The organism is Paraburkholderia sp. UCT70 (genome assembly GCF_050434085.1).
GTDB classification, from domain to species: Bacteria; Pseudomonadota; Gammaproteobacteria; order Burkholderiales; family Burkholderiaceae; genus Paraburkholderia; species Paraburkholderia tuberum.
The window spans coordinates 507,639-528,861 of sequence record NZ_JBNPVZ010000002.1; the positions used below are offsets into that span (position 1 = coordinate 507,639).

Annotated in this window: 15 protein-coding genes, 1 tRNA gene and 2 pseudogenes; 10 read left to right on the forward strand and 8 right to left on the reverse strand. The window is 63.1% G+C overall.

Annotation, left to right across the window (positions count from 1 at the left end):
- Positions 1-30: 30 nt before the first annotated feature.
- The 3 genes from rpoD (at position 31) to OKW41_RS04625 (ending at position 4,902) form a co-directional block, all read left to right on the forward strand.
- Entirely contained in the window at positions 31-2,421 is a 2,391-nt protein-coding gene (rpoD, locus tag OKW41_RS04615; protein WP_429571710.1) for an RNA polymerase sigma factor RpoD, read from the forward strand.
- Positions 2,422-2,574: 153 nt separating this feature from the next.
- Positions 2,575-2,662, forward strand: a tRNA-Ile gene (locus OKW41_RS04620).
- 1,097 nt (positions 2,663-3,759) lie between these two features.
- On the forward strand, positions 3,760-4,902 hold the full coding sequence (locus OKW41_RS04625; protein ID WP_429445025.1) for a porin: 1,143 nt from the start codon (positions 3,760-3,762) through the stop codon (positions 4,900-4,902).
- A gap of 154 nt (positions 4,903-5,056) precedes the next feature.
- Here OKW41_RS04625 and OKW41_RS04630 read toward each other — a convergent pair.
- A pseudogene (locus OKW41_RS04630) lies at positions 5,057-6,192 on the reverse strand (porin).
- 271 nt (positions 6,193-6,463) lie between these two features.
- Here OKW41_RS04630 and OKW41_RS04635 point away from each other — a divergent pair.
- Positions 6,464-6,820 carry a transposase gene (locus OKW41_RS04635; protein WP_429445029.1) on the forward strand — a complete coding sequence of 119 codons (357 nt, stop codon included), beginning with the start codon at positions 6,464-6,466 and terminating at the stop codon, positions 6,818-6,820.
- Positions 6,821-6,838: 18 nt separating this feature from the next.
- On the opposite strand, the pseudogene OKW41_RS04640 reads toward OKW41_RS04635, so the two are convergent.
- Positions 6,839-7,186, reverse strand: a pseudogene (locus tag OKW41_RS04640) (Crp/Fnr family transcriptional regulator); the annotation flags it as partial.
- A gap of 111 nt (positions 7,187-7,297) precedes the next feature.
- Between OKW41_RS04640 and OKW41_RS04645 the strand changes: the two are divergent.
- Positions 7,298-8,932, forward strand: a complete 1,635-nt coding sequence (locus OKW41_RS04645) for an acyl-CoA synthetase (RefSeq protein ID WP_429571711.1) — start codon at positions 7,298-7,300, stop codon at positions 8,930-8,932.
- A gap of 81 nt (positions 8,933-9,013) precedes the next feature.
- Here OKW41_RS04645 and OKW41_RS04650 read toward each other — a convergent pair whose 3' ends face one another.
- Positions 9,014-9,652 (reverse strand): LysE family translocator, encoded by a 639-nt coding sequence (locus OKW41_RS04650; protein WP_429571712.1) that lies wholly within the window; start codon positions 9,650-9,652, stop codon positions 9,014-9,016.
- A 489-nt stretch (positions 9,653-10,141) separates the two neighbouring features.
- Between OKW41_RS04650 and OKW41_RS04655 the strand changes: the two genes are divergently transcribed.
- A complete protein-coding gene (locus OKW41_RS04655; protein ID WP_429445035.1) occupies positions 10,142-10,408 on the forward strand; it encodes an H-NS family nucleoid-associated regulatory protein in 267 nt (88 codons plus the stop codon).
- Between the two features lie 94 nt (positions 10,409-10,502).
- On the opposite strand, the gene pcaG is transcribed toward OKW41_RS04655, so the two are convergent.
- Entirely contained in the window at positions 10,503-11,090 is a 588-nt protein-coding gene (gene pcaG / locus OKW41_RS04660; protein ID WP_429445037.1) for a protocatechuate 3,4-dioxygenase subunit alpha, read from the reverse strand.
- A gap of 3 nt (positions 11,091-11,093) precedes the next feature.
- Entirely contained in the window at positions 11,094-11,798 is a 705-nt protein-coding gene (pcaH, locus tag OKW41_RS04665; RefSeq protein WP_429571713.1) for a protocatechuate 3,4-dioxygenase subunit beta, read from the reverse strand.
- 112 nt (positions 11,799-11,910) lie between these two features.
- Here pcaH and pcaQ point away from each other — a divergent pair, with 112 nt between their 5' ends.
- Entirely contained in the window at positions 11,911-12,933 is a 1,023-nt protein-coding gene (gene pcaQ / locus OKW41_RS04670; RefSeq protein WP_429571714.1) for a pca operon transcription factor PcaQ, read from the forward strand.
- Between the two features lie 272 nt (positions 12,934-13,205).
- On the forward strand, positions 13,206-14,333 hold the full coding sequence (locus OKW41_RS04675) for a 4-hydroxyphenylpyruvate dioxygenase family protein (protein ID WP_429571715.1): 1,128 nt from the start codon (positions 13,206-13,208) through the stop codon (positions 14,331-14,333).
- Between the two features lie 57 nt (positions 14,334-14,390).
- On the opposite strand, the gene OKW41_RS04680 is transcribed toward OKW41_RS04675, so the two are convergent.
- Positions 14,391-15,323: a LysR substrate-binding domain-containing protein gene (locus OKW41_RS04680; RefSeq protein ID WP_429571716.1), complete on the reverse strand. Its 933-nt coding sequence runs from the start codon at positions 15,321-15,323 to the stop codon at positions 14,391-14,393.
- 125 nt (positions 15,324-15,448) lie between these two features.
- On the opposite strand from OKW41_RS04680, the gene OKW41_RS04685 reads away from it, so the two are divergent.
- Positions 15,449-16,486 carry a DUF1338 domain-containing protein gene (locus tag OKW41_RS04685; protein WP_429571717.1) on the forward strand — a complete coding sequence of 346 codons (1,038 nt, stop codon included), beginning with the start codon at positions 15,449-15,451 and terminating at the stop codon, positions 16,484-16,486.
- A gap of 102 nt (positions 16,487-16,588) precedes the next feature.
- Entirely contained in the window at positions 16,589-19,522 is a 2,934-nt protein-coding gene (locus OKW41_RS04690) for an FAD-binding and (Fe-S)-binding domain-containing protein (RefSeq protein ID WP_429571718.1), read from the forward strand.
- Between the two features lie 23 nt (positions 19,523-19,545).
- On the opposite strand, the gene OKW41_RS04695 is transcribed toward OKW41_RS04690, so the two are convergent.
- Complete coding sequence (locus OKW41_RS04695) at positions 19,546-20,181, reverse strand: helix-turn-helix domain-containing protein (protein ID WP_429571719.1); 636 nt, start codon at positions 20,179-20,181, stop codon at positions 19,546-19,548.
- 197 nt (positions 20,182-20,378) lie between these two features.
- Positions 20,379-21,200 (reverse strand): isocitrate lyase/PEP mutase family protein, encoded by an 822-nt coding sequence (locus OKW41_RS04700; RefSeq protein WP_184036292.1) that lies wholly within the window; start codon positions 21,198-21,200, stop codon positions 20,379-20,381.
- Between the last annotated feature and the right edge of the window lie 23 nt (positions 21,201-21,223).

Sequence of the window (21,223 nt, forward strand, 5' to 3'; positions counted from 1 at the left end):
GTTTTCCTAGCAAAGGCGAAAGGCGATGCGATGGCAAAGACGACAGGCGGAAATCATGCAACGGGCTCTCGCGCTAAAGAGCGCACCGGAAAAGTTACCGAAGCCAAGCTGACTGCATCCGCCAGAAGAACGTCTGCTGTCAGCGTTGCGCCGGCTGCCGGGAAGAAGTCGTCGACCACTGCGGCCGCGCAGGCCGCACCGGTTCGGGCGGCGAAAGCTGTAGCACCGCCGGCTGCCAAGCGGGCGGGTGTCAGAAGCGCAAGGGAAGCGGCTGCCGTTCAGAACGATGCGGTAGCGCGCGTGACTTCAGTATCCACGGTTCAACCGGCTGTTGTCCAACAGCCGGGGGCCGAGACTACAGCCGGTACGGCGAACTCCATGACGAAAAAGCTGAATGAAGTACCCGTCGATGACGATGCAACCCAGACCGAAGAAACCGCTGCCGCCGCACCGGGCAAGCCGGAGAAGGTCAAGGCTCGCGACCGTCGTGCAAAGGAAAAAGCGCTGCTGAAGGATGCGTTCGCGTCGTCGCAGCCTGGCACGGTGGAGGAACTCGAGGAGCGTCGCTCCAAGCTGCGCGCCCTGATCAAGCTCGGCAAGGAGCGCGGCTTCCTCACGTACGCTGAAATCAACGATCACCTGCCGGACAACTTCACCGAGACCGAGGCGATCGAAGGCATCATCAGCACGTTCAACGACATGGGCGTCGCGGTCTACGAACAGGCCCCGGACGCTGAAACGCTGCTGCTCAACGACAACGCGCCCGCGGCTTCGTCAGACGACGAAGTCGAAGAGGAAGCTGAAGTCGCGCTGTCCACCGTCGACTCCGAATTTGGCCGCACCACCGATCCCGTGCGTATGTACATGCGCGAAATGGGCACGGTCGAGCTGCTTACGCGTGAAGGCGAAATCGAAATCGCGAAGCGCATCGAAGACGGCCTGAAGCACATGGTGATGGCGATCTCTGCATGCCCGACCACGATCGCCGACATTCTCGCGATGGCCGAGCGCGTCGCCAACGACGAAGCGCGCATCGACGAACTCGTCGACGGTCTGATCGACGCCGACGCGGCAGACGCCGACGGCTTCTCCGCGCAGGAGGCGGAAGCGATCGAGAATGAAGACGAGGAAGCCGAGGAAGAGGACGAAGAGGACGAGGAAGAAGACGATGGCGCGGCGCAAGCCACCGCCAACGCCGCGCAACTCGAAGCGCTGCGGCGCGCGTCGCTCGAAAAATTCGCGTCGATCAGCGAATGGTTCGACAAGATGCGTCGCGCGTTCGAGAAGGAAGGCTACAAGTCCAAGTCGTATCTGAAGGCGCAGGAAACCATCCAGAACGAGCTGATGACGATCCGCTTCACCGCGCGTACCGTCGAGCGTCTGTGCGACACGCTGCGCGCGCAGGTGGATGAAGTGCGTCAGGTCGAGCGTCAGATCCTGCATACGGTCGTCGACAAGTGCGGCATGCCGCGTGCGGAATTCATCGCGCGTTTCCCGGGCAGCGAGACGGACCTCGAATGGGCCGACAAGATCGTCGCCGAAGGTCATGGGTATAGCGCGATCCTCACGCGCAACATTCCGGCGATCCGCGAACAGCAGCAACGTCTGCTCGATCTGCAGGCGCGCGTGGTGCTGCCGCTGAAGGACCTGAAGGAAACCAACCGTCAGATGGCGGCCGGCGAACTGAAGGCGCGCCAGGCGAAGCGCGAAATGACCGAGGCCAACCTGCGGCTCGTGATCTCGATCGCGAAGAAGTACACGAACCGCGGTCTGCAGTTCCTCGACCTGATTCAGGAAGGCAACATCGGCCTGATGAAGGCGGTGGACAAGTTCGAATACCGTCGTGGCTACAAGTTCTCCACGTATGCGACGTGGTGGATCCGCCAGGCCATTACGCGTTCGATCGCCGACCAGGCGCGCACGATCCGGATTCCGGTTCACATGATCGAAACGATCAACAAGATGAACCGCATCTCGCGTCAGATCCTGCAGGAAACCGGTCTCGAGCCGGATCCGGCGACGCTGGCCGAGAAGATGGAAATGCCGGAAGACAAGATCCGCAAGATCATGAAGATCGCGAAGGAGCCGATCTCGATGGAAACGCCGATCGGTGACGACGACGATTCTCATCTGGGCGACTTCATCGAAGATACGAACACGGTCGCCCCGGCGGATGCGGCGTTGCACGCGAGTATGCGCGACGTCGTGAAGGACGTGCTCGATTCGCTGACGCCGCGCGAAGCGAAGGTGTTGCGCATGCGTTTCGGTATCGAGATGAGCACGGATCACACGCTCGAAGAAGTCGGTAAGCAGTTCGACGTGACGCGTGAGCGAATTCGTCAGATCGAGGCGAAGGCGCTGCGCAAGCTGCGTCATCCGAGCCGTTCGGACAAGCTGAAGTCATTCCTCGAAGGGAATTGACGGCGACGGCCGCGGTTGGCCGCAAATGATGCGATCAAAGGGGCCTCCCGGTCGTTTCGCCGAAGCGAAGCGGTTGCGGAGGCCCCTTTTTCGTGTAGTATGTCGGCCAATCGACGAAACGGGCCCGGCCTTCACGACCGGGTCTTTTTTCTTGGGCTGGACGCCGTGCTGGTTGCAGGCAGTGGACTCATAATCCACCTCCGAAAGGACATCGTGGGTTCGAATCCCACCCGGCCCACCAAAGTATCGAAAAAAGGGTTCCGAATTCCGGAACCCTTTTTTGTTTTTGGGCGGCCTTCGGCTGCCTCAGCTGGGCGACCAGTGTCCAGCCTCAACCCCGGCGAGCCGCGTCCGTTGCCCCACACCGCCCGACACCGACCCGCTCGCGCCGGACCTCGCCCGCACGTGGAGGCGCTTAAGCGCGCTCCGCGCCAGCCATTAAGCGGTGATCACGCGTAATCAGGGAAACTCCGTGTAAAAACGGGCGCAACCCCGCCGTTAATTAAATGCGGAAGGGTTGTTGATGCATGCCGTCCGCTTTCAGGGCGGGTCTTGTCACGCGGCGGCCGGCGTCGCAATTCACCTCCGGGCAACGCCCGTGCTAAAGGCTTTTTCGAATCGCGCGCGCATCTTATAGAGACGTGACAGAGGGTGCTCACTAAAGCGGGAAATCAGAAGACCGCCGCAATGGCAGTGTCTCAATAGTGAATGCTGATTCGACGCGGCAGGCTCAGACCGTTGTGCTGCCCGGGGGCGGCAGCGATTGCTTGCGTCGGTCAATAAAGATTAGGTGAATAAGCCGTCTCGGTGATTCGACGAGTTAATCGCCCGCCGGAAACCATTAATTGGCGGGTGCGCGAGCAAGACTGCATTTAACTCTATTAAGTTCCGGCGCTCCAAAAATAAATCTCAAACGACGCGGAAAACCGTCACTTCAACCATTCGATTACAAAAAATATCGGCCGGTCTTTTCGTCAATTTGCTCCGACCCGATTACGTCACGCGTATTAAAGCACTGTTGCAAATGCACAACTTAGAATATTGACGCGTTGCAAATTCGTTTTGGCTGGAGCTGTCGATCCGGCACCTCGATCTTGCAATAAACGGTGGAAAAACAAGAAGTTATCCCCATCGGCTCCAACATTGTTGCGAATTTCGAAAAATCCTGTTGCGTGAATTGCCTGCGTCGGTACCAGGGTGTCCCCCTACACTCACGCTTCGCTTCATGGGTGCCCGGCCGATCCCCACGATTCGGCCAAGCGGGCGGCGGCAAATGCGATGCATCGGCTGCTGAGGCAGGTCCTGCTCCCCGTATAAATTTTTCGAATTGGAGTTCCCATGAAAAAAAGTCTCATCGTCGTTGCGGCTGCCGCATCGTTCGCTTCGGTCGCTCACGCACAAAGCAGCGTGACCCTGTACGGTCTGCTCGACGCAGGTCTGACGTACACCAGCAACGTTGCCCACAACTCCAAGTGGGCAGCAGGTAGCGGCGGCATCAACCAGAGCATGTTCGGCCTGCGTGGTTCGGAAGATCTGGGCGGCGGTCTGAAGGCAATCTTCACGTTGGAAAGCGGCTTCAACATCAACAACGGCAAGTACGCTAACAACAACGGCATGTTCAACCGTCAGGCCTTCGTCGGTCTGTCGAGCTCGCAATTCGGTACGGTCACGCTGGGTCGCCAGTACGACGCAGCGCAGGACTACCTCGCACCGCTGACCGCAACGGGCAGCTGGGGCGGCACGTACTTCGCGCACCCGTTCAACAACGACAACCTGAACACCAACGGTGGTCTGTCGGTCAACAACTCGGTCAAGTACTCGAGCGCTAACTACGCTGGCTTCACGTTCGGCGGCACGTACGGCTTCTCGAACCAGGCTGGTGGCTTCGCAAACAACCGTCAGTACAGCTTGGGCGCCGCATACCAGTGGCAAGGCCTGCACCTCGGTGCTGCCTACGCTCAGCAAAACAACCCGGCTGCTAACGCAAGCGGCGCATCGGACGGCGTTCTGGCGAACACCGCGGGCGTGCTGCAAGGCAACTTCCGTCAGCGTCAGTTCGGCGCAGGCGCTTCGTACGGCTTCGGCCCGGCGCTGGTTGGCGTGGCATGGACGCAATCGCGCGTCGACAACCTGGTTGGTGAAGCTCCTGGTCAGCGTCAAGGCCACACCAACAACTACGAAATCAACGGCAAGTACAACGTGACCCCGGCTATGGCTCTCGGCGTCGCGTACACGTTCACCGACGCGCGCGGCTACGGCATCAACGCCGACGGTAACGACATGAAGACCCGTTACCACCAGATCGGCCTGCAGGCTGACTACTCGCTGTCGCGTCGCACCGACGTCTACGCTCAGGCTGTGTACCAGCACGCAATGGGTGACGGCGGCGTGGCTTCGATCTACAGCGGCGACAACACGGTTCCGACCTCGTCGTCGAAGAACCAGACGGCTGCTACGGTCGGTCTGCGTCACCGCTTCTAAGCTTCAGCAGAAGCTGCCTGTAGTACAGAAAGGTGCCGTTCGCGGCACCTTTTTTTATGCGCGCGGCAGACCGGTGAGCCGGTTTCCGTATGCGAGGCGAAAAAAACGGGCGTCCCTAGAGGACGCCCGTTTTGCCATGACGACGTGAAACGATTCAGAAAATTGTCCGCAAACCGAGCGCAACGCCGGTCTGGTTGTCGCGGCCCGGCAGTTCGACCGACGCCGCGCCCGACACCTTGTCGAAATCGACGGTGCCGTACACCGCGGTGCGCTTCGACAGCGCGTACTCGGCCAGTGCGACGAACGTGTAGCGATAGCCACTGCCGAGCTGACCAGCGCCGATCGCCGCGTTCGACAGGTGGTCGTAGTACGCGGCGCCCGTCAGCGTCAGCGCGCGCGTGGCCTGCCACGTGACGCCGGCGAACGGTCCGTTGTCGATGCGGCCCGAGCCCTTGACGATATCGACGCCCGGCACGAGCGTCTGCTGCGCGAGCGCGCTGTCGACGAAGCCGGTGTCGTCCTTCGAATGCAGATAGCCGACGTACAGCTTCGTCGAGCTGAACGCATAGGCCGCGTTCGCGTTGAAGATGGTCTGCTTGTGATTGCTGTTGTCGCTGTTCTGCTGCACGCCGGCCGCGACCGCTAGCGGACACCCGTACGACAGCGTGAAGCCGTACATGTTGCCCGCGCCGAGATGGCCTGGCACCTGGCCCGAGAAGCCGCCGTCGCCGGTCGATTCCGAGTTCGTGCCGAATGAGTACATCGCGGCCACCGTCAGGCCTTTGAACGTGCCCGTGTACTTGATCGCGTTATCGGCGTAAAGCCCCGCGCCGAGCGCGCCAGGCAGCCACGAGTTCTCGTTGTAGTTGCCGACCGTGAGCGGGTCGTAGGTGTCGCCGAGCAGGTCGAACAGCGGCGTCTTCTGGCGACCGAGCGTCAGCATGCCGTACGGACTGCTGACACCGACGTACGCGTTGCGGTCGAAAATGCGCCGGCTATCCGAGGCCGAGCCGTCCTGCAGGTTGATGCCGCTTTCCAGATCGAAGATCGCCTTGAGACCGCCACCGAGGTCTGCCGAGCCGCGCAGACCCCAGCGGCTGTTGGTGATCGCGCCGTTCGTCATGTACAGACGATCGTCGTTTTTGGCGTTCGCGTCGTCAGATAGCGCACGCTGACGTCGGCGACGCCATACAGCGTGATCGAGCTTTGTGCCGAAGCTTGTTCGGACGTCACGGCAAGGGCGCCGCCGCCGACGAGCGCGGCGGTCTTGATAAAGCGGATGGGTCTCAAAGGATTTCCTGCGTGTGGAGAGATTTTCTAGTTCGGACGCGGCGCGCGCCGAGTGGGGCGGCGCCGGGCGCGCCGATGATAGATCACCGTCCGCGCGGCGCCATCGCCGCTATCGCGCAATAACCTGTCGCCATTTTTGACAATTGCGCCGTTCCTGGTGACAAAAATTGACTTTCTCCCAGGCAAGCTTCAAGTAGTCTCGAGCGAATTGACGTATCGACACGACTTTCGGAGCGACGCCGGCACGCGTTTTACGCGTGCGCTTTCACGCATGAATAGTCCATCTTCCGAATCCATCGCGACCTCGCCAGTCGTTCAGGAGCTGACCGACGAGCAATGGCAGCGGGTCGCGCCGCTGTTACCTGAAACCTTGCATGATGACGGCCCGCGCCGTGGTCGTCCGCCGATCGAAATTCGCCACGTGCTCAATAGCGTGATGTGGGTGCTGCACGCGCGCGCGCCGTGGAGCGCAATGCCCGAGCACTACGTTCCGTACCAGACCGCGCATCGCTACTATCTGCGCTGGAAAAAAACGGGCGTGTTGAGCGCGATCATGCTCGCGCTGTTCAAGACCGACGACGCTCTCGAAACGCGCGCGACGCGCAAGGGCGGCGTGCGCGCCGGGTAGCGAGCGCCAGTCGCGTCGCTAGATCTGTTCCCGCCCGTACGCAGCCAGCCGCTCGAGATCGAGCACCTCGATCCGGTTATACGACAGTCGCAAAATCCGCAGCTTCTCGAGGTTCTGCAGCGCCTGATTGATGCGCTGCCGCGACACTCCCGCGAGCAGACCGACTTCTTCCTGTGAAATCGCCAGTGTGCGACCCGTGTCCGGATACAGATTCGGATTGAACAGCTGCGCGAGCGATTGCGCGACGCGTGCGTCCACGTCGAGCAGCCGGGTGTTCTGGATCGACGCGATGAATTCCCCCATCCGGTTGTTCAATTGCCGGATCACGAAGCCCGTGAACGGCAGACTCGAATCGAGCAACGCATATTTGAATGACAGACAGTTCTTGACGACAATTGCTAGGCTAGGCCCCTGGTTCATTCATAGAACACGGTCACAACAATCGGCGGCGCGGCTCGCGCCTCAGGAGACGAAGCAATGACACAGCACATGTTCGACGAAGGCCTCGGGCGGCGCGAGGCCAATTACGTCCCGTTGACGCCGATCGATTTCCTCGTGCGCGCAGCGCAAGTGTATGGCGAGCGGCTCGCGATCGTCCATGGGGAGATCCGCCGCAACTGGCGCGAGACCTATGAGCGTGCGCGGCGGCTCGCGAGCGCGCTGCACGAGGCCGGCATCGGCCGCGGCGAGACGGTCGCCGCGCTGCTGCCGAACATCCCGCCAATGGTCGAGGCGCACTTCGGCGTGCCGATGGCCGGCGCCGTGCTGAATACACTGAACACGCGGCTCGACGTCGCGACGCTGCTGTTCATGCTGCGCCACGGTGAGGCGAAGGCGCTGATCGTCGACACCGAATACGGCGAGTTCGCGCATCGCGCGGCGCTAGAATTCCCGAAGCTCCGCGTGATCAGCGTGGCCGACGCGCAGCCCGCCGACGCCGCGCAGTTCATTCGCGCGACGGACTACGAGCAGTTCCTGCAAACCGGCGACCCTTCCTTCGAGTGGACTCCGCCCGCCGACGAATGGGACGCGATCGCGCTGAACTACACATCGGGCACGACCGGTGACCCGAAGGGCGTCGTCTACCATCACCGTGGCGCATATCTGAACGCGCTGAGCAACATCCTCGAATGGGACATGCCGAAGCACGCGGTCTATCTGTGGACGTTGCCGCTGTTCCACTGCAACGGCTGGTGCTTTCCGTGGACGGTGGCCGCCCGCGCGGGCGTCAACGTCTGTCTGCGCAAGTTCGACGCGAAGACCGTGTTCGAGTTGATTCGCCGCGAACACATCACGCATTACTGCGGAGCGCCGATCGTACAGAGTTCGCTCGTGAATGCGCCGGCCGAATGGCGCGGGGGCATCACGCATCGCGTGTCGACGATGGTCGCGGGCGCCGCGCCACCGCCCGCGGTGATCGCGAAGATGAAGCAGATCGGCTTCGATCTGACGCACGTGTACGGGCTCACCGAAACCTACGGGCCGGCGGCCGTCTGCGCGAAGCAGGACGAATGGGACGCGCTCGACGATCAAATCCGCGCCGACCTGACCGCGCGCCAGGGCGTGCGTTATCACCTGCAGGCGGCGGTCGCGGTGCTCGATGCGGACACGCTCGCGCCGGTGCCGGACGACGGCGAAACGATCGGCGAGATCATGTTTCGCGGCAACATCTGCATGAAGGGCTATCTGAAGAACGAGCGCGCGACCGAAGCGGTTTTCAAAGGCGGCTGGTTCCATACCGGCGATCTCGGCGTGCGGACGGCCGACGGCTATATCCGCATCCGCGACCGCAGCAAGGACATTATCATTTCGGGCGGAGAGAACATTTCGAGCATCGAGGTCGAGGACACGCTGTACCGGCATCCCGCGGTGTCGGTGGCGGCGGTGGTCGCGATGGCCGATCCGAAGTGGGGCGAGGTGCCGTGCGCGTTCATCGAGTTGAAGGAAGGCGCGCAGGTGACCGAGGAGGAAATCATCGCGCACTGCCGGCTGTTTCTGGCCGGCTACAAGTTGCCGAAGGCGGTGCGCTTTGGCGAGTTGCCCAAGACGTCGACGGGGAAGATCCAGAAGTTCGAGTTGCGCGCGCGGATCAAGGCGGAGGGGAAAGGGTAACGCGCCGCGACTACCGCTGATTCAGGGCGGCGCGAGTGGCGCGCATCGAGTCACGACGGTGCGCGCCGCTTCGTGTTGCCGTCAAATTCCCACCTTGTGCGCGTTAAAAATCAGCCGCAGGCCCAGCGCGGTCACCGCGCTCGCGGCGATGCGATCGATCCACGCCTTCCAGCGCAGATAGATTTCGCGCGGCCGTTGGCTCGAAAAGCACAGTGCGACGATCGTGTACCAGCCCGCCTCGATCGCGAAGATCGCCGGCGGCAGCGCGAAATAGCACCACACCGGCGGATGCTGCGGCAGCAGCGCAGCGAAGATACTGCCGTAATAGACAGCCGTTTTCGGATTGCTGAGCTGCGTGCTCAAGCCGATCCAGAACGACTTGCGCGGATTGCCGCCGGTGCCGGTTCGCGTTTCGCTGAACGCGAGCGGCTTCGCGGCGCCGCGCCAGATTTTCGACGCCAGATAGACCAGGTAGACGCCGCCGGCCACTTTCAGCCCGACGTAGAGCCATTCGACCGTCGCGAGCAGCGTATAGAGCCCGAGCAGCGCGATGCCGCTAAAAAACACACCGCCGATACCCATGCCGAGCGCTGTCGCGAGACCGTCGCCGCGCGACAGACCGATCGCATTGCGTGCGACGATGACGAAGCTGGGCCCCGGACTCATCGCGCCCAATAGCAGCGCGGCGAGGATCGTGAGGATGGCGGTCGAGGAGGGCATGGTCGTGTCTCCTGATGTCGGGCTGATGCCAGAAGTTCTGGCGAATACCGAGTCTCGCATTGTCCGCCAATCGCGCGGCGGAAGCCACGAATACCGAAAACTCGGAAGCCGCGCAATCAGTACAATTAGAAAAAGTTCTTTGCTGCGGCCAAAATACATCGAATGCTAGAATGACTTTCCATACGCGGAAGCTCCCTCGTCACGACGAAGCGACGCACGACGCGAAACACGGGCGCAATTCGAGCCACGCCGTTTTTTCGAGTAGCCGATTCGCTTGATCCCAGCGCTTCAACTCAGGCGCTTTACTTCAGGCGCTTTAATTCAGGATCTGACAGGCATCACTTGCAAATGCGGTTTTTCACGCATTTGCATGGATCGCGTGAATTCGTCGAATTGCTTCCATTCAAATTGAATTACGCACGAGCCTCGCGTTGTTATGCGAGTTGCCCGTTTGTCTAATGCCAGCAAGAGCTGCGACACCAATACGTTATGAAACAACGAGAAGGACAACAACGACTGTTCGAACGCGACGAGAACCTGCGTGAGCGCATGATCGCGTGGATCCGCCGACGCATGGACGACCACGGCATCACACTCGAAGCGCTGGCCGAATCGCTCGAAGCCGATGCGAACGCCGTGGCCGCAGTGCTGTATCGCGACGCGTTCGGTAACACGTGGGACGGTCGCGGCGATAAACCGACGTGGCTCGCGCGCGCGATTCACGCCGGACAAAGCATCGATCATTTCCGCTGCTGAGCGCGCAGGCGCACCGCGAAACGCCCGCGCGAAAAAAAGCCCGCGCAAGGCGGGCTCGATCTTTACTGCTCGGAGTCTCGCGACGAATCGCGCATCACAGGTCGAAAAACACGGTTTCCTGATCGCCCTGCATGTGGATGTCGAAGCGATACACGTTGGCCGTACCGGCAACGCGGCGCGCGATCAGCGTATTACGGCGCTCGGCCGGCACCGACGCCAGCACGGTGTCCTGCTCGTTCGCCTGCGCTTCGTCCTCGAAATAGATGCGGGTGAACGTGTGCAGCAGCATGCCGCGCATCGTCAGGATTACGTCGATGTGCGGCGCTTCGTGCGGATTCGAGCGGCCCGGCTTCACCGTCTCGACGATGAAGCGCTTGTGCGGATCCGTGCCCGTACCGACGCGCGCAAAGCCGTGAAAGCCGGTCTTCAGGATTTCTTCGCGCGATTCCGGATAGTGGCCGCTCGAGTCGACTTGCGACATCTCGATCATCGCGTCGCCGATCACCTTGCCGTCGCCGTCGAACACCTGACCGACGATCGTGATGTGCTCGCCGGCCGCTTCCATGTCGGCCAGAACGTTCGTGAACAGGCTCTTGAAGTCGAAATCGTATTGCTGCGGGCAAAGACCGTAGGCGAAGTACGGACCAACGGTTTGCGAAGGCGTTTGCTTGAGAGTCGTCATGGCTTAGCGCTCCATCGGGGTTTCGTTCGGGCCGCGCAGCACGATGTCGAAATCGTAGCCGAGTGCGTAGGCCTCTTGCGTGGTGTCGAGCGAGAACTTCGAGATCATGCGTTCACGGGCGCGCTCGGGCGTGCCCTGGTAGATCGGGTCGAATGCGAGCAGCGGATCGCCGGGAAAGTACATCTGCGTGACGAGACGCGAGCCGAAGTGGTCGCCGAACAGCGAGAAATGGATGTGCTGCGGACGCCAGGCGTTCGGATGGTTGCCCCACGGATACGCGCCCGGCTTGATGGTCATGAAGCGGTAACGACCTTCGTTGTCGGTGATGCAGCGGCCCGCGCCGAGGAAGTTCGGGTCGAGCGGCGCGTCGTGCTGGTCGGCCTTGTGCACATAGCGGCCGGCGGCGTTCGCTTGCCAGACTTCCACCAGCGTGTTGCGCACCGGGCGGCCGCCTTCGTCGAGCACACGGCCCGTCACGATGATGCGCTCGCCGAGCGGTTCGCCATTGCGCACCGCGTTGCGGGTCAGGTCGCTGTCGAGCGGGTCGAGGTCGTCGGTGCCGTAGACCGGCACGCGCTGGTCGCGCAGCCGTTCCTTCAGCGGAATCAGCGGACGCGACGGACCGCGTTTGACCGACGAACCGTACGGCAGATAGATGTACTCGGGATGGGACGCGAAATCTCGCGGCGAAAGAATTGAATCTTCCATGAGGTGTCTCCGTTGGAGGAATCGGGGGGATGCGACGTTATGACTCGCACTTTATACAAAGCGTGCGGTTATGAAAAATGACGTTTTTGCCCGTTTCGTATAACCTTCCGTTATGCAACGCAGTCTCGCGGATAGCCGCGTCAAATTCCGTCATCTCCAGTGCTTTCTGGCCGTCGCGCAGTTCGGCAGCGTCCAGCGGGCGGCGGACAGTTTGTCGATCACGCAGCCGGCGGTATCGAAGACGGTCGCCGAGCTGGAGACCATTCTCGGCGTGAAGCTGTTCGAGCGCGGCCGTCACGGCGCGGTGCCGACGCGCGAGGGGCAGCTTTTCATGCCGCACGCGAGCGCCTGCGTGAGCGCGCTGCGCCAGGGCGTCGATCTGCTTGCGCGGGCCGAGGGCGCCGCCGCCGCGACGCTCGAAGTCGGTGTGCTGCCCACTGTCGCCGCGGTGCTGGTACCGCCCGTGCTGAGACAGTTCGCGACGCAGTGGCCGCGCGTGATCGTGCGCCTCGCGACCGGCGCAAATCCGGAATTGCTCGAACGCCTGAAAGCGGGTTCGATCGAATTCGCGATCGGCCGCCTCGCGGACCCGGAGCGGATGGTCGGCCTGAGTTTCGAGCAACTGTTTACCGAGCCGCTGATCGCGGTCGTGCGCGCCGGGCATCCGCTGGCGCAAGGGAAGGCCTTGCCCGCCACGTCGCTGGAGGAATTTCCGGTCGTGCTGCCGCCGTTCGGCACGCTGATCCGCCAATCGGCCGAGAGCCTGCTCGGCGCGTGGGGCGTGCCGCCGTTGTCGGCGTTCGTCGAGGTGTTGTCGGTATCGACGGGGCGCGCGCTGACGCTCGAAAACGGCGCGGTGTGGTTCGTGCCGCAAAGCGCGGTCGAATACGAACTCGCGCACGGCATGCTGGTGCGCTTGCCGCTGCCGTTTGCGGGCACCGGCGAGCCGGTGGGGCTGATTCGTCGCTCGGATACGCAGCCGTCGACGGTGGGACGCGCGTTCATCGAGGCGGTGCGCGAGGTCGCGCGGGGCAGAATGGCGGCGATGCCGGGCAAGGATGCGGGCAAAGGCATCGGTAAAACCGTTGGCAAAACGGCGCGCAAAGGCAGCCCAGGGGACGCGCCGCTCGACTGATACGCGCGCCTCTCGCACGCCTGCCCGCGAGCACCAGTGGCGTGCCGTTCGGCATATGAACCAACCAGTACAAAAGGAAGGTTGCGGACGCCCCGCGACCCGGTGTAAAAACACGGTGCGAAAGCCGCCGCAGCCCGTTGTTCCTGCGGCACGCCGCGTGCACGCCACGAGCGAGCACGCACCACGCAGCCCCTCGCGAACGACCGGAACACGTCGCGCCGGAACCCGGAAAGACCGGCTTCCGCATCGAAAGACCGTACAAGGAGATTGCCATGCCCAGCGACTTGCCCACGCCAGAGGCCGCGCAGCGCGCCGTGTTGGCGCCGCAGCACAATCCGCTCGGCACGGCGGGCCTCGAGTTCGTGGAGTTCGCCGCGCGCGATCCGCAGGCGCTCGGCGAGACTTTCACGCGGCTCGGCTTCAAGGCGATCGCGCGTCATATCAGCAAGGATGTGACGCTGTATCGCCAGGGCGAGATGAATTTCCTGATCAACGCGGAGCCCGATTCGTTCGCAGCGCGCTACGCGGAAGAATACGGGGTCGGCATCTGCGCGATCGGGATTCGCGTCGCCGACGCACAGCGCGCGTTCGAACGCGCGGTGGAACTCGGCGCATGGGAGTTCGAGGGCGAACGCCTCGGTGCCGGCGAACTGCTGATTCCGGCCATTCAAGGCATCGGCGATTCGCACATCTATTTCGTCGATCGTTGGCGCGGGCGAGGCGGTCAGCGCGGCGGCCTCGGCGATATCTCGATCTTCGACATCGACTTCCGGCCCATCGAAATCGACACAGCCGAAGCCGATCTGAATCACGCGGGCAGCGGCCTGATCGCGGTCGACCATCTGACGCAAACCGTTGGCGAAGGCCGCATGCAGGAATGGATCGACTTCTATCGCGACCTGCTGAATTTCCGCGAGATCCACGAGCTGCACGCCAACTGGCATGTCTCGGCGGAATCGCGCGTGATGGTGTCGCCGTGCGGCGCGATCCGCGTGCCGCTGTACGAGGAAGGCACGGGCCGGACCAACCTGATGCACGAGTATCTGCCCGATCATCCGGGCGAAGGCGTGCAGCACATCGCGCTTGCCACCGACGACATCTTCGCGTGCGTCGAGCGTCTGCTCGCGAACGGCGTCGAATTCGTCGAGCCGCCGCCGCGCTACTACGAGCAGCTCGATGCACGTTTGCCGGGCCACGGGCTCGATGTCGAGCGACTGCGGCGCACGCATGTGCTCGTAGATGGCGAGATCGGCGCGGACGGCGTGCCGCTGCTGTTTTTCCAGACCTTCGTGCGCCGCCGCGCCGGCGAGATTTTCTTCGAGATCGTGCAACGCCAGGGACATCATGGCTTCGGCGAAGGCAATCTCGCCGCATTGGCCCAGGCGCGCACCGGCAGCTGAACACTGCGCGTAGTCGCATGCGTGATTGGATCACTCACGCATGCGGCTTTCGTCACCTCACGCCCCCTCGGGCCGCTCCACCAACTCCGGATAAATCGCGCCGTATGCGGCGGCTTCGCGCAGCAGCCACTCGCGGAAACTCGCGAGCGGCTTGCCGTGACTCAACTCGGTCGGATAGACAAGGTAGTACGCGGCCTCGGCGAGCGCGGGTGTGTCGAACGGAATCACGAGACCGAACTGCTGCAACTGCGTGTCGACGAAAAAGCGCGGCACCAGCGCGATGCCGAGTCCGGCCGCGGCAGCGCTGATCAGCATCGTGTGCAGTTCGTAGCGTACGCCCTGCATCGTGCGGTTGTCGTCGACGCCGAGATTCGAGAACCAGGTCGCCCAGCCGTCGGGTCGCGTCGTCGAATGCAGCAGCGGATAGTTGAGTAGTTCGGCGACGTTGCGGACCGGCCGCTTCAGCAGACTCGCTGCGCAGACCGGCACCACTTCCTCGCGGAACAGAAAATCGGCCGACGTACCCGGCCACGTCGGCTTGCCGTAGTGAATTGCCGCTTCGAAATGCGTCTCGGCGAACGGGAACGTCGCGGTACGCACGCCCATGTTCACGCGCACGTCCGGGTATTGTTCATTGAATGTGGCCATGCGCGGAATCAGCCATTGCGATGCGAACGTCGGCAATACCGCGAGTTCCAGATAGCCGCCGCCGCTGCCGTGCGCGATGATCGATAGCGTGTCGCGATCGAGGTGTTCGAGCGAGCGTCGCACCTGCGCGCTGTAGACCTTGCCCGCGCGCGTCAGCACCACGCGTTGCTTGACGCGCACGAACAGCCGCACGCCGAGATTGCTTTCGAGCGTATTGATCTGTCGCGACACCGCGCTTTCGGTGAGGAACAGTTCGCGCGCCGCATGCGTGAAGCTCTCGTGCCGCGCGGCGGCTTCGAATGCGAGCAGCGCGCCCATGTTGGGAATCTTGAACTTTCGCACGTTAATTCCAAAAACGCATCAAGTGGCGAGTTTATCTCGCTTTACGGGGGCGCAGCGCATTCTGAATAATCTCGCCCGTTAGGAGGCGCTCGTGCAGCGCTCAACGTATAGCGTGGAGAAGCCGGATGCGAAACTTGAAGAATGCGAACGTCGAACAACTGCTGGTGAAGCTGCTGGGCGCGGAGAAAGCCGCGCGCCTTTTTGCGACGCTGAATCATCCGCGTGTGTTGAACGAGTGGGAAAGCGGCAGCGTCACGCGCGCCGAACTCGCACAGGCGATGAACATGGCGCTGTTCGACGATCTGCTCGCGCGCTCGGAAAACGGCCGCCGCTATACGGAGGAAACCGTCGCCGCCGGCGGCAGTGTGTACTTCGATCATGGCGCGCTGCGCACCGTGCGCTGGCCGCACAGCGGCGCGCTGCCGCCCGGCGAGGCCGCGTTCGCGCGCATCCTGCGGCCGCTCGGCTTTCGGATCAACGGCCGTTACCCGCTCGATCGTCTCGGCATGACCGGCCGCGCGTGGGCGCATGAGGACGCCGCCGACGAGATCGCGCAGTTCTTCGTCAGCGAACTGCACCCGGAGCGTTTTTCCGCGGCGTTTCAGCAGGCGGTGACGAACGTGATCGGTGCCTCGCGCGATCCGTTGACGCCGCGCGCCCATGGCCTCTTGTGGGAACTCGAACGCGATGGCGTGCTGCCGCTCGATGCGGCGCAGGAGTTGCTACCGGTGATCGTCGGTGTGTTCGCGCGTCAGCACGAGATGCCACGCGAAGCCGATTACGAAGTATTGTTGAAAGAATCGGCGGAGATGGCGTGGATCGCGACCGAAGGTAACGCGTTCAATCACGCGACCGATCGCGTCGCGGACGTCTTCAAGCTGTCGGACGAACAGAAGGCGAAGGCTCGGCCGATGAAGCCCGAAGTCGAGCATTCGCGTTCCGGCCGCGTGTTCCAGACCGCGTATCGCGCGGATGTCGTGCAGCGTGAATTTCGCGCGGCCGACGGCAGCGTCGTCACGCGCGACGTGCCGGGCTCGTTCTACGAATTCATTACGCGCAAGCGCAGTTTCGATCAGGACGCGCGCCGCTGGGAAACGGACCTGCGTTTCGACGCGGGCAACGCACAGGGCATCTTCCGGATGACCGCGAGCCAGGCGGCCTGAGCGCATACGGCGGCGCGAGCGCCGGCATCGCAGACGAGGTGCGCAGTGGGGACGTCATTGTCATTGGATGAAGAGCGGCGGGTTGGCGCGCAGCGGGGCGCTTTGAATGAACCGCGTGTCGCCACGTCTTTCTCGGCCAGCGCGGAGCTATTGCAGGTGCTCGAAAGCGACCTGCGCCAGCACGTGCGCGGCGAGGTGCGATTCGATCAGGGTTCCAAAGCATTGTACGCATCGGATGCGTCGAACTATCGGCAAGTCCCGCTCGGTGTCGTGGTCCCGGCCGATCTCGACGATCTGCTCGCAACGCTCGCCGCATGCCGTCGCAACGACGTGCCGTTTCTCGCGCGCGGTGGCGGCACGTCGCAGAACGGCCAATGCGTAAACGTCGCGGTCGTGGCCGATGCGAGCAAGTATCTGAACCGCGTCGTCTCGATCGATCCGCTTGCGGGCGTCGCGGTCGTCGAGCCGGGCGTCGTGTGCGACTCCTTGCGCGATGCCGCCGAACAGCACGGCCTCACGTTCGCGCCCGATCCCGCCACGCATAGCCGCTGCACGCTCGGCGGCATGATCGCGAACAACTCGTGCGGCGCGCATTCGGTGATGGCCGGTAAGACCGTCGAGAACATCGAAGCGCTCGAAATCGCGACCTTCGACGGCGCGCGTTTCTGGGTCGGCCCGACCTCCGAGGAAGAACTCGAACGCATCATCGCGGCGGGTGGCCGTCAAGGCGAAATCTACGCGGCGCTCAAGCAACTGCGCGACACGTACGCCGAACGGATTCGCGCGAAATTCCCGCAGATCAAACGGCGCGTGTCGGGCTTCAATCTCGATCAACTGCTGCCGGAAAACGGCTTCAACGTCGCGCGTGCGCTCGTCGGCAGCGAAGGCACGTGCGCGGTCACGTTGCAGGCGAAAGTGAGGCTCGTGAAGAGTCCGGCCAGGCGCGTGATCGTCGTGGTCGGCTTCACCGACATCTATACGGCGGCGGACGCGGTGCCGCATTTCATGCGCTGCGGGCCGATCGCAGTCGAGGGACTCGACCGCGCGATCATTCGCGGCTTGCAGGTGCGCGGCCTGAAGAAGGACGAGATCGCACTGCTGCCCGAAGGCGATGCGTGGGTCGTGCTCGAATTCGGCGCGGACACGCAGGACGAGGTGCTGCAACAGGCACGCGACGCCGCCGCGTATTTCCAATCGGGCGCGGCCGGGCCGCAAATCTCGACGATGCTCGTCGAAGATCGCGCCTTGCAGGCGAAGGTGTGGTCGATTCGCGAGACGGGGGCGTCGGCGGTCGCGTTGTCAGTGGATCGCGACAAGCCCGATCCGGTGGTCGGCTGGGAAGACGCGGCGGTCGATCCGATGCGGCTCGGCGATTATCTGCGCGCGTTTCAGGCGCTCGTCGATCGCCATGGCTACGAGACGAGCCTGTACGGCCATTTCGGCGACGGCTGCGTGCACGCGCGCATCACGTTCAATCTGCGCAGCGCGGAAGGTATCGCGACGTGGCGCGGGTTCTTGCGCGAAGCGGCGGAACTGGTGGTCGAATTCGGCGGCTCGCTGTCGGGCGAACACGGCGATGGCCAGGCGAAGGCCGAGTTTCTGCCGATCATGTACGGCCCCGAGCTGATGCAGGCGATGGAGCAGTTCAAGGCGATCTGGGACCCGGCGAATCGTCTGAATCCGGGCAAAGTCGTGCATGCATACCGCGCCGACGAAAACCTGCGCATGGGCCCTACGTACAAGCCGGTGACGCTGCATACGAAGCTCGCGTTCGCGAGCCAGGAAGGCGACGGCTTTCAGCGTGCGATCGAACGCTGCATCGGCATGGGCAAATGCCGCTCGCTCGAAGGCGGCACGATGTGTCCGAGCTATCGCGGCACGCGCGAGGAAAAGTGCTCGACGCGCGGGCGCGCGCATCTGTTCTGGGAAATGCTGCAAGGCGACGTGATCGCCGATGGCTGGAACAGTCGCGAAGTGAAAGAAGCGCTCGATACCTGCCTCGCATGCAAGGGCTGCAAGTCCGATTGCCCGACGCATACGGATATGGCGTCGTACAAGGCGGAGTTCCTTTCTCACTACTATGAGAACAATCGTCGGCCGCGTCAGGCGCTGTTCATGGGACGGATCGGCGAATGGGCACCGTGGGCCGCGCGTTTTCCGCGCGTGACGAACTTTCTGACGACGGCGCCCGTTTTGTCCGCGCTCGGCAAATGGATCGCGGGTGTGGCGCAGACGCGTGCGTTGCCGCGGTTCGCCGCTGCAACTTATAGACGGAGTGCGTCGTCGCAAGCATCCGCGATTCATGCGTTCGGCGGCGACGCAAAGAAGGTGATCCTGTGGGTCGATACATTCAACGACCACTTCACGCCCGAGATCGCGCAGGCCGCCGCTGAGGTGCTCACGCGACTCGGCTGGCACGTCGTGTTACCGAAGAAACGTTTGTGTTGCGGGCGTCCGCTGTACGACTTCGGCCTGCTCGAACGCGCGCGCGAGCTGCTCACGCATATCGTCGACGACCTCGCGGACGACATCGCCGCCGGCGTGCCGCTCGTCGGTCTGGAGCCTGGCTGTCTATCGGTGTTCAAGGACGAGTTGCTGAAGCAACTCCCCGATCACGCGTTGGCGAAGAAGCTGTCCGCGCAAACGTATCTATTTGCCGATTTCGTCGCGCGTCAGCCGTTCGAGTGGCCGACGCTCGCGGCCGATGTGATCGTGCATGGCCATTGTCATCAGAAGGCGCTATTCGGCATGCAGGGCGATACGGCGTTGCTGAACAAGCTCGGCGTCAGATGGAAGCTGCTCGATACCGGCTGCTGCGGGATGGCGGGATCGTTCGGCTTCAACATCGAGCATCACGCGTTGTCGGAAAAGATCGGCGAGGACATGTTTGAGGCCGTGCGCGACGCTATGGCGGCGAATGCGGAAACGATCGTGCTGACCAACGGCTTCAGTTGTCGCGAGCAGATCGAACACGGCACAGGGCGACACGCACTGCATATCGCGCAACTCGCGCAACGGGCTCTGGCGGCGCGCTGAGTGCGCGCGCCGTGCAGGGCGCGCTATTTCTTCGCTGACTCGTTCGCGGCAGGCGGTGTATGCGGAAGGTCCGCATTGGTCGCCATCCACAACACTTCGGCGTCTTCCTCGCTGGTCGACACCGCCGCGTGACCCGTGCGGCTGTCGAAGTAGAGGCTGTCGCCCGCGTTCAGATGTGTCGGCGCGTACAGCTCCGAATAGAGGCACACGCTGCCGGTGATCACGTAGAGAAACTCCTCGCCTTCGTGGCGGCCCCAGTCGTCGAATGCATCAAGCGTGTGCGCCGAGATGCGGATGCGAAACGGCAGCATCGCCTTGTGGGCCAGGTCGGTGGCGAGCAACTCCATCTGATAGCCGCGATAAGCGTGGCGCTGGCCTTCGTTCTTGCGTGTCAGCGCGCGCCGGCCGCTCGCGCTGACTTTCGGCGTCGAGCCGAACAGTTCGCCAATTTCGATCTTCAGGCCCAGCACGATTTTTTGCAGCACGTCGAACGTGGGGGACATCAGGCCGTTTTCGACTTTCGACAGCGTCGAGCGCGAGACACCGCACAGGCGGCTCGCGGTTTCGAGCGTCAGATCCTGCGCTTGACGGGCGGCGCGCACGCGCCGGCCGAGATCGGTGGAGGACGTGTCGGCGGATTTGGTGAGGTGGGTGTCCATGAGGCTTGCTGCTGGTCGGGTATGCGCTTGATCGGGCGAATAATGTTTCCGATCATAACATTTGGCGTGACCGGGGCCTTTGTGCGCCGATTCAGGCGTTCGAGCGCTTTTCTCATCGGAAACGTCGTGGCATTTCCGATGAGTTCGACGCAGCGTGGCGATCTCACGTTGATGAGGCGTCCTTTGCGCGGCGTTTTTCACGCGCTGCGATTGAAAAGCTCATTGAGCTGCGTGCCCGCCGTCGCGCCGGTGAAGTCGAAGCGGCCATCGGCCAGCGCCTGAGCGGCGTGCATGAAGCCACCCCACGCCGCGCGCGCGAGCCCGCCGCCGACGCTGATCCGCCGCACGCCGAGCGCGGCCACGTCCTGCAACGTCAGGGTCGATGTCGAGCCGATCAGCAGATTGACGGGCTTCGGCGCGACGGCCGCGACCACCGCTTCGATCTGCTCGCGCGTCTGGATGCCCGGCGCATACAGGCAGTCGGCGCCCGCCGCCGCATAGGCCTTCAGACGCGCAATGGCATCGTCGAGATCGGGCTTGCCGGCGAAGAAATTCTCCGCGCGGCCGACGAGCAGCGTGTCGCCGCCGTTCTGATCGATCGCACGGCGGGCCGCGCTGAGCCGCTGCACGGCGACGTCGACCGGAAACAGCGGCGCGGCGGGGTTGCCAGTCGAGTCTTCGATCGACAGACCCGCGACGCCCGTTTCCACCGCGAGCGTCACACTCTCGGCGACTTCTTCCGGGTCGCGGCCGAAGCCGTTTTCGAAGTCGGCGTTGACCGGCAGATCGGTCGCGTCGACGATTGCGCGCAGGTGCGCGAGGATCGTTTCGCGCGGCAATGTGTTGTCCGCATGTCCGGTCGACCACGCAAAACCGGAACTCGTCGTCGCGAGCGCCTTGAAGCCTAGTGTATGCAGATAACGGGCGCTGCCCGCGTCCCACGGATTGGGCAGCACGAAACAGCCAGACGAGTGCAGCGCGCGGAAAGCGGCGCGTTTTTCAGCGGCGGTGCGGGGCATCGCATGTCTCCTTGGTGTGAGGG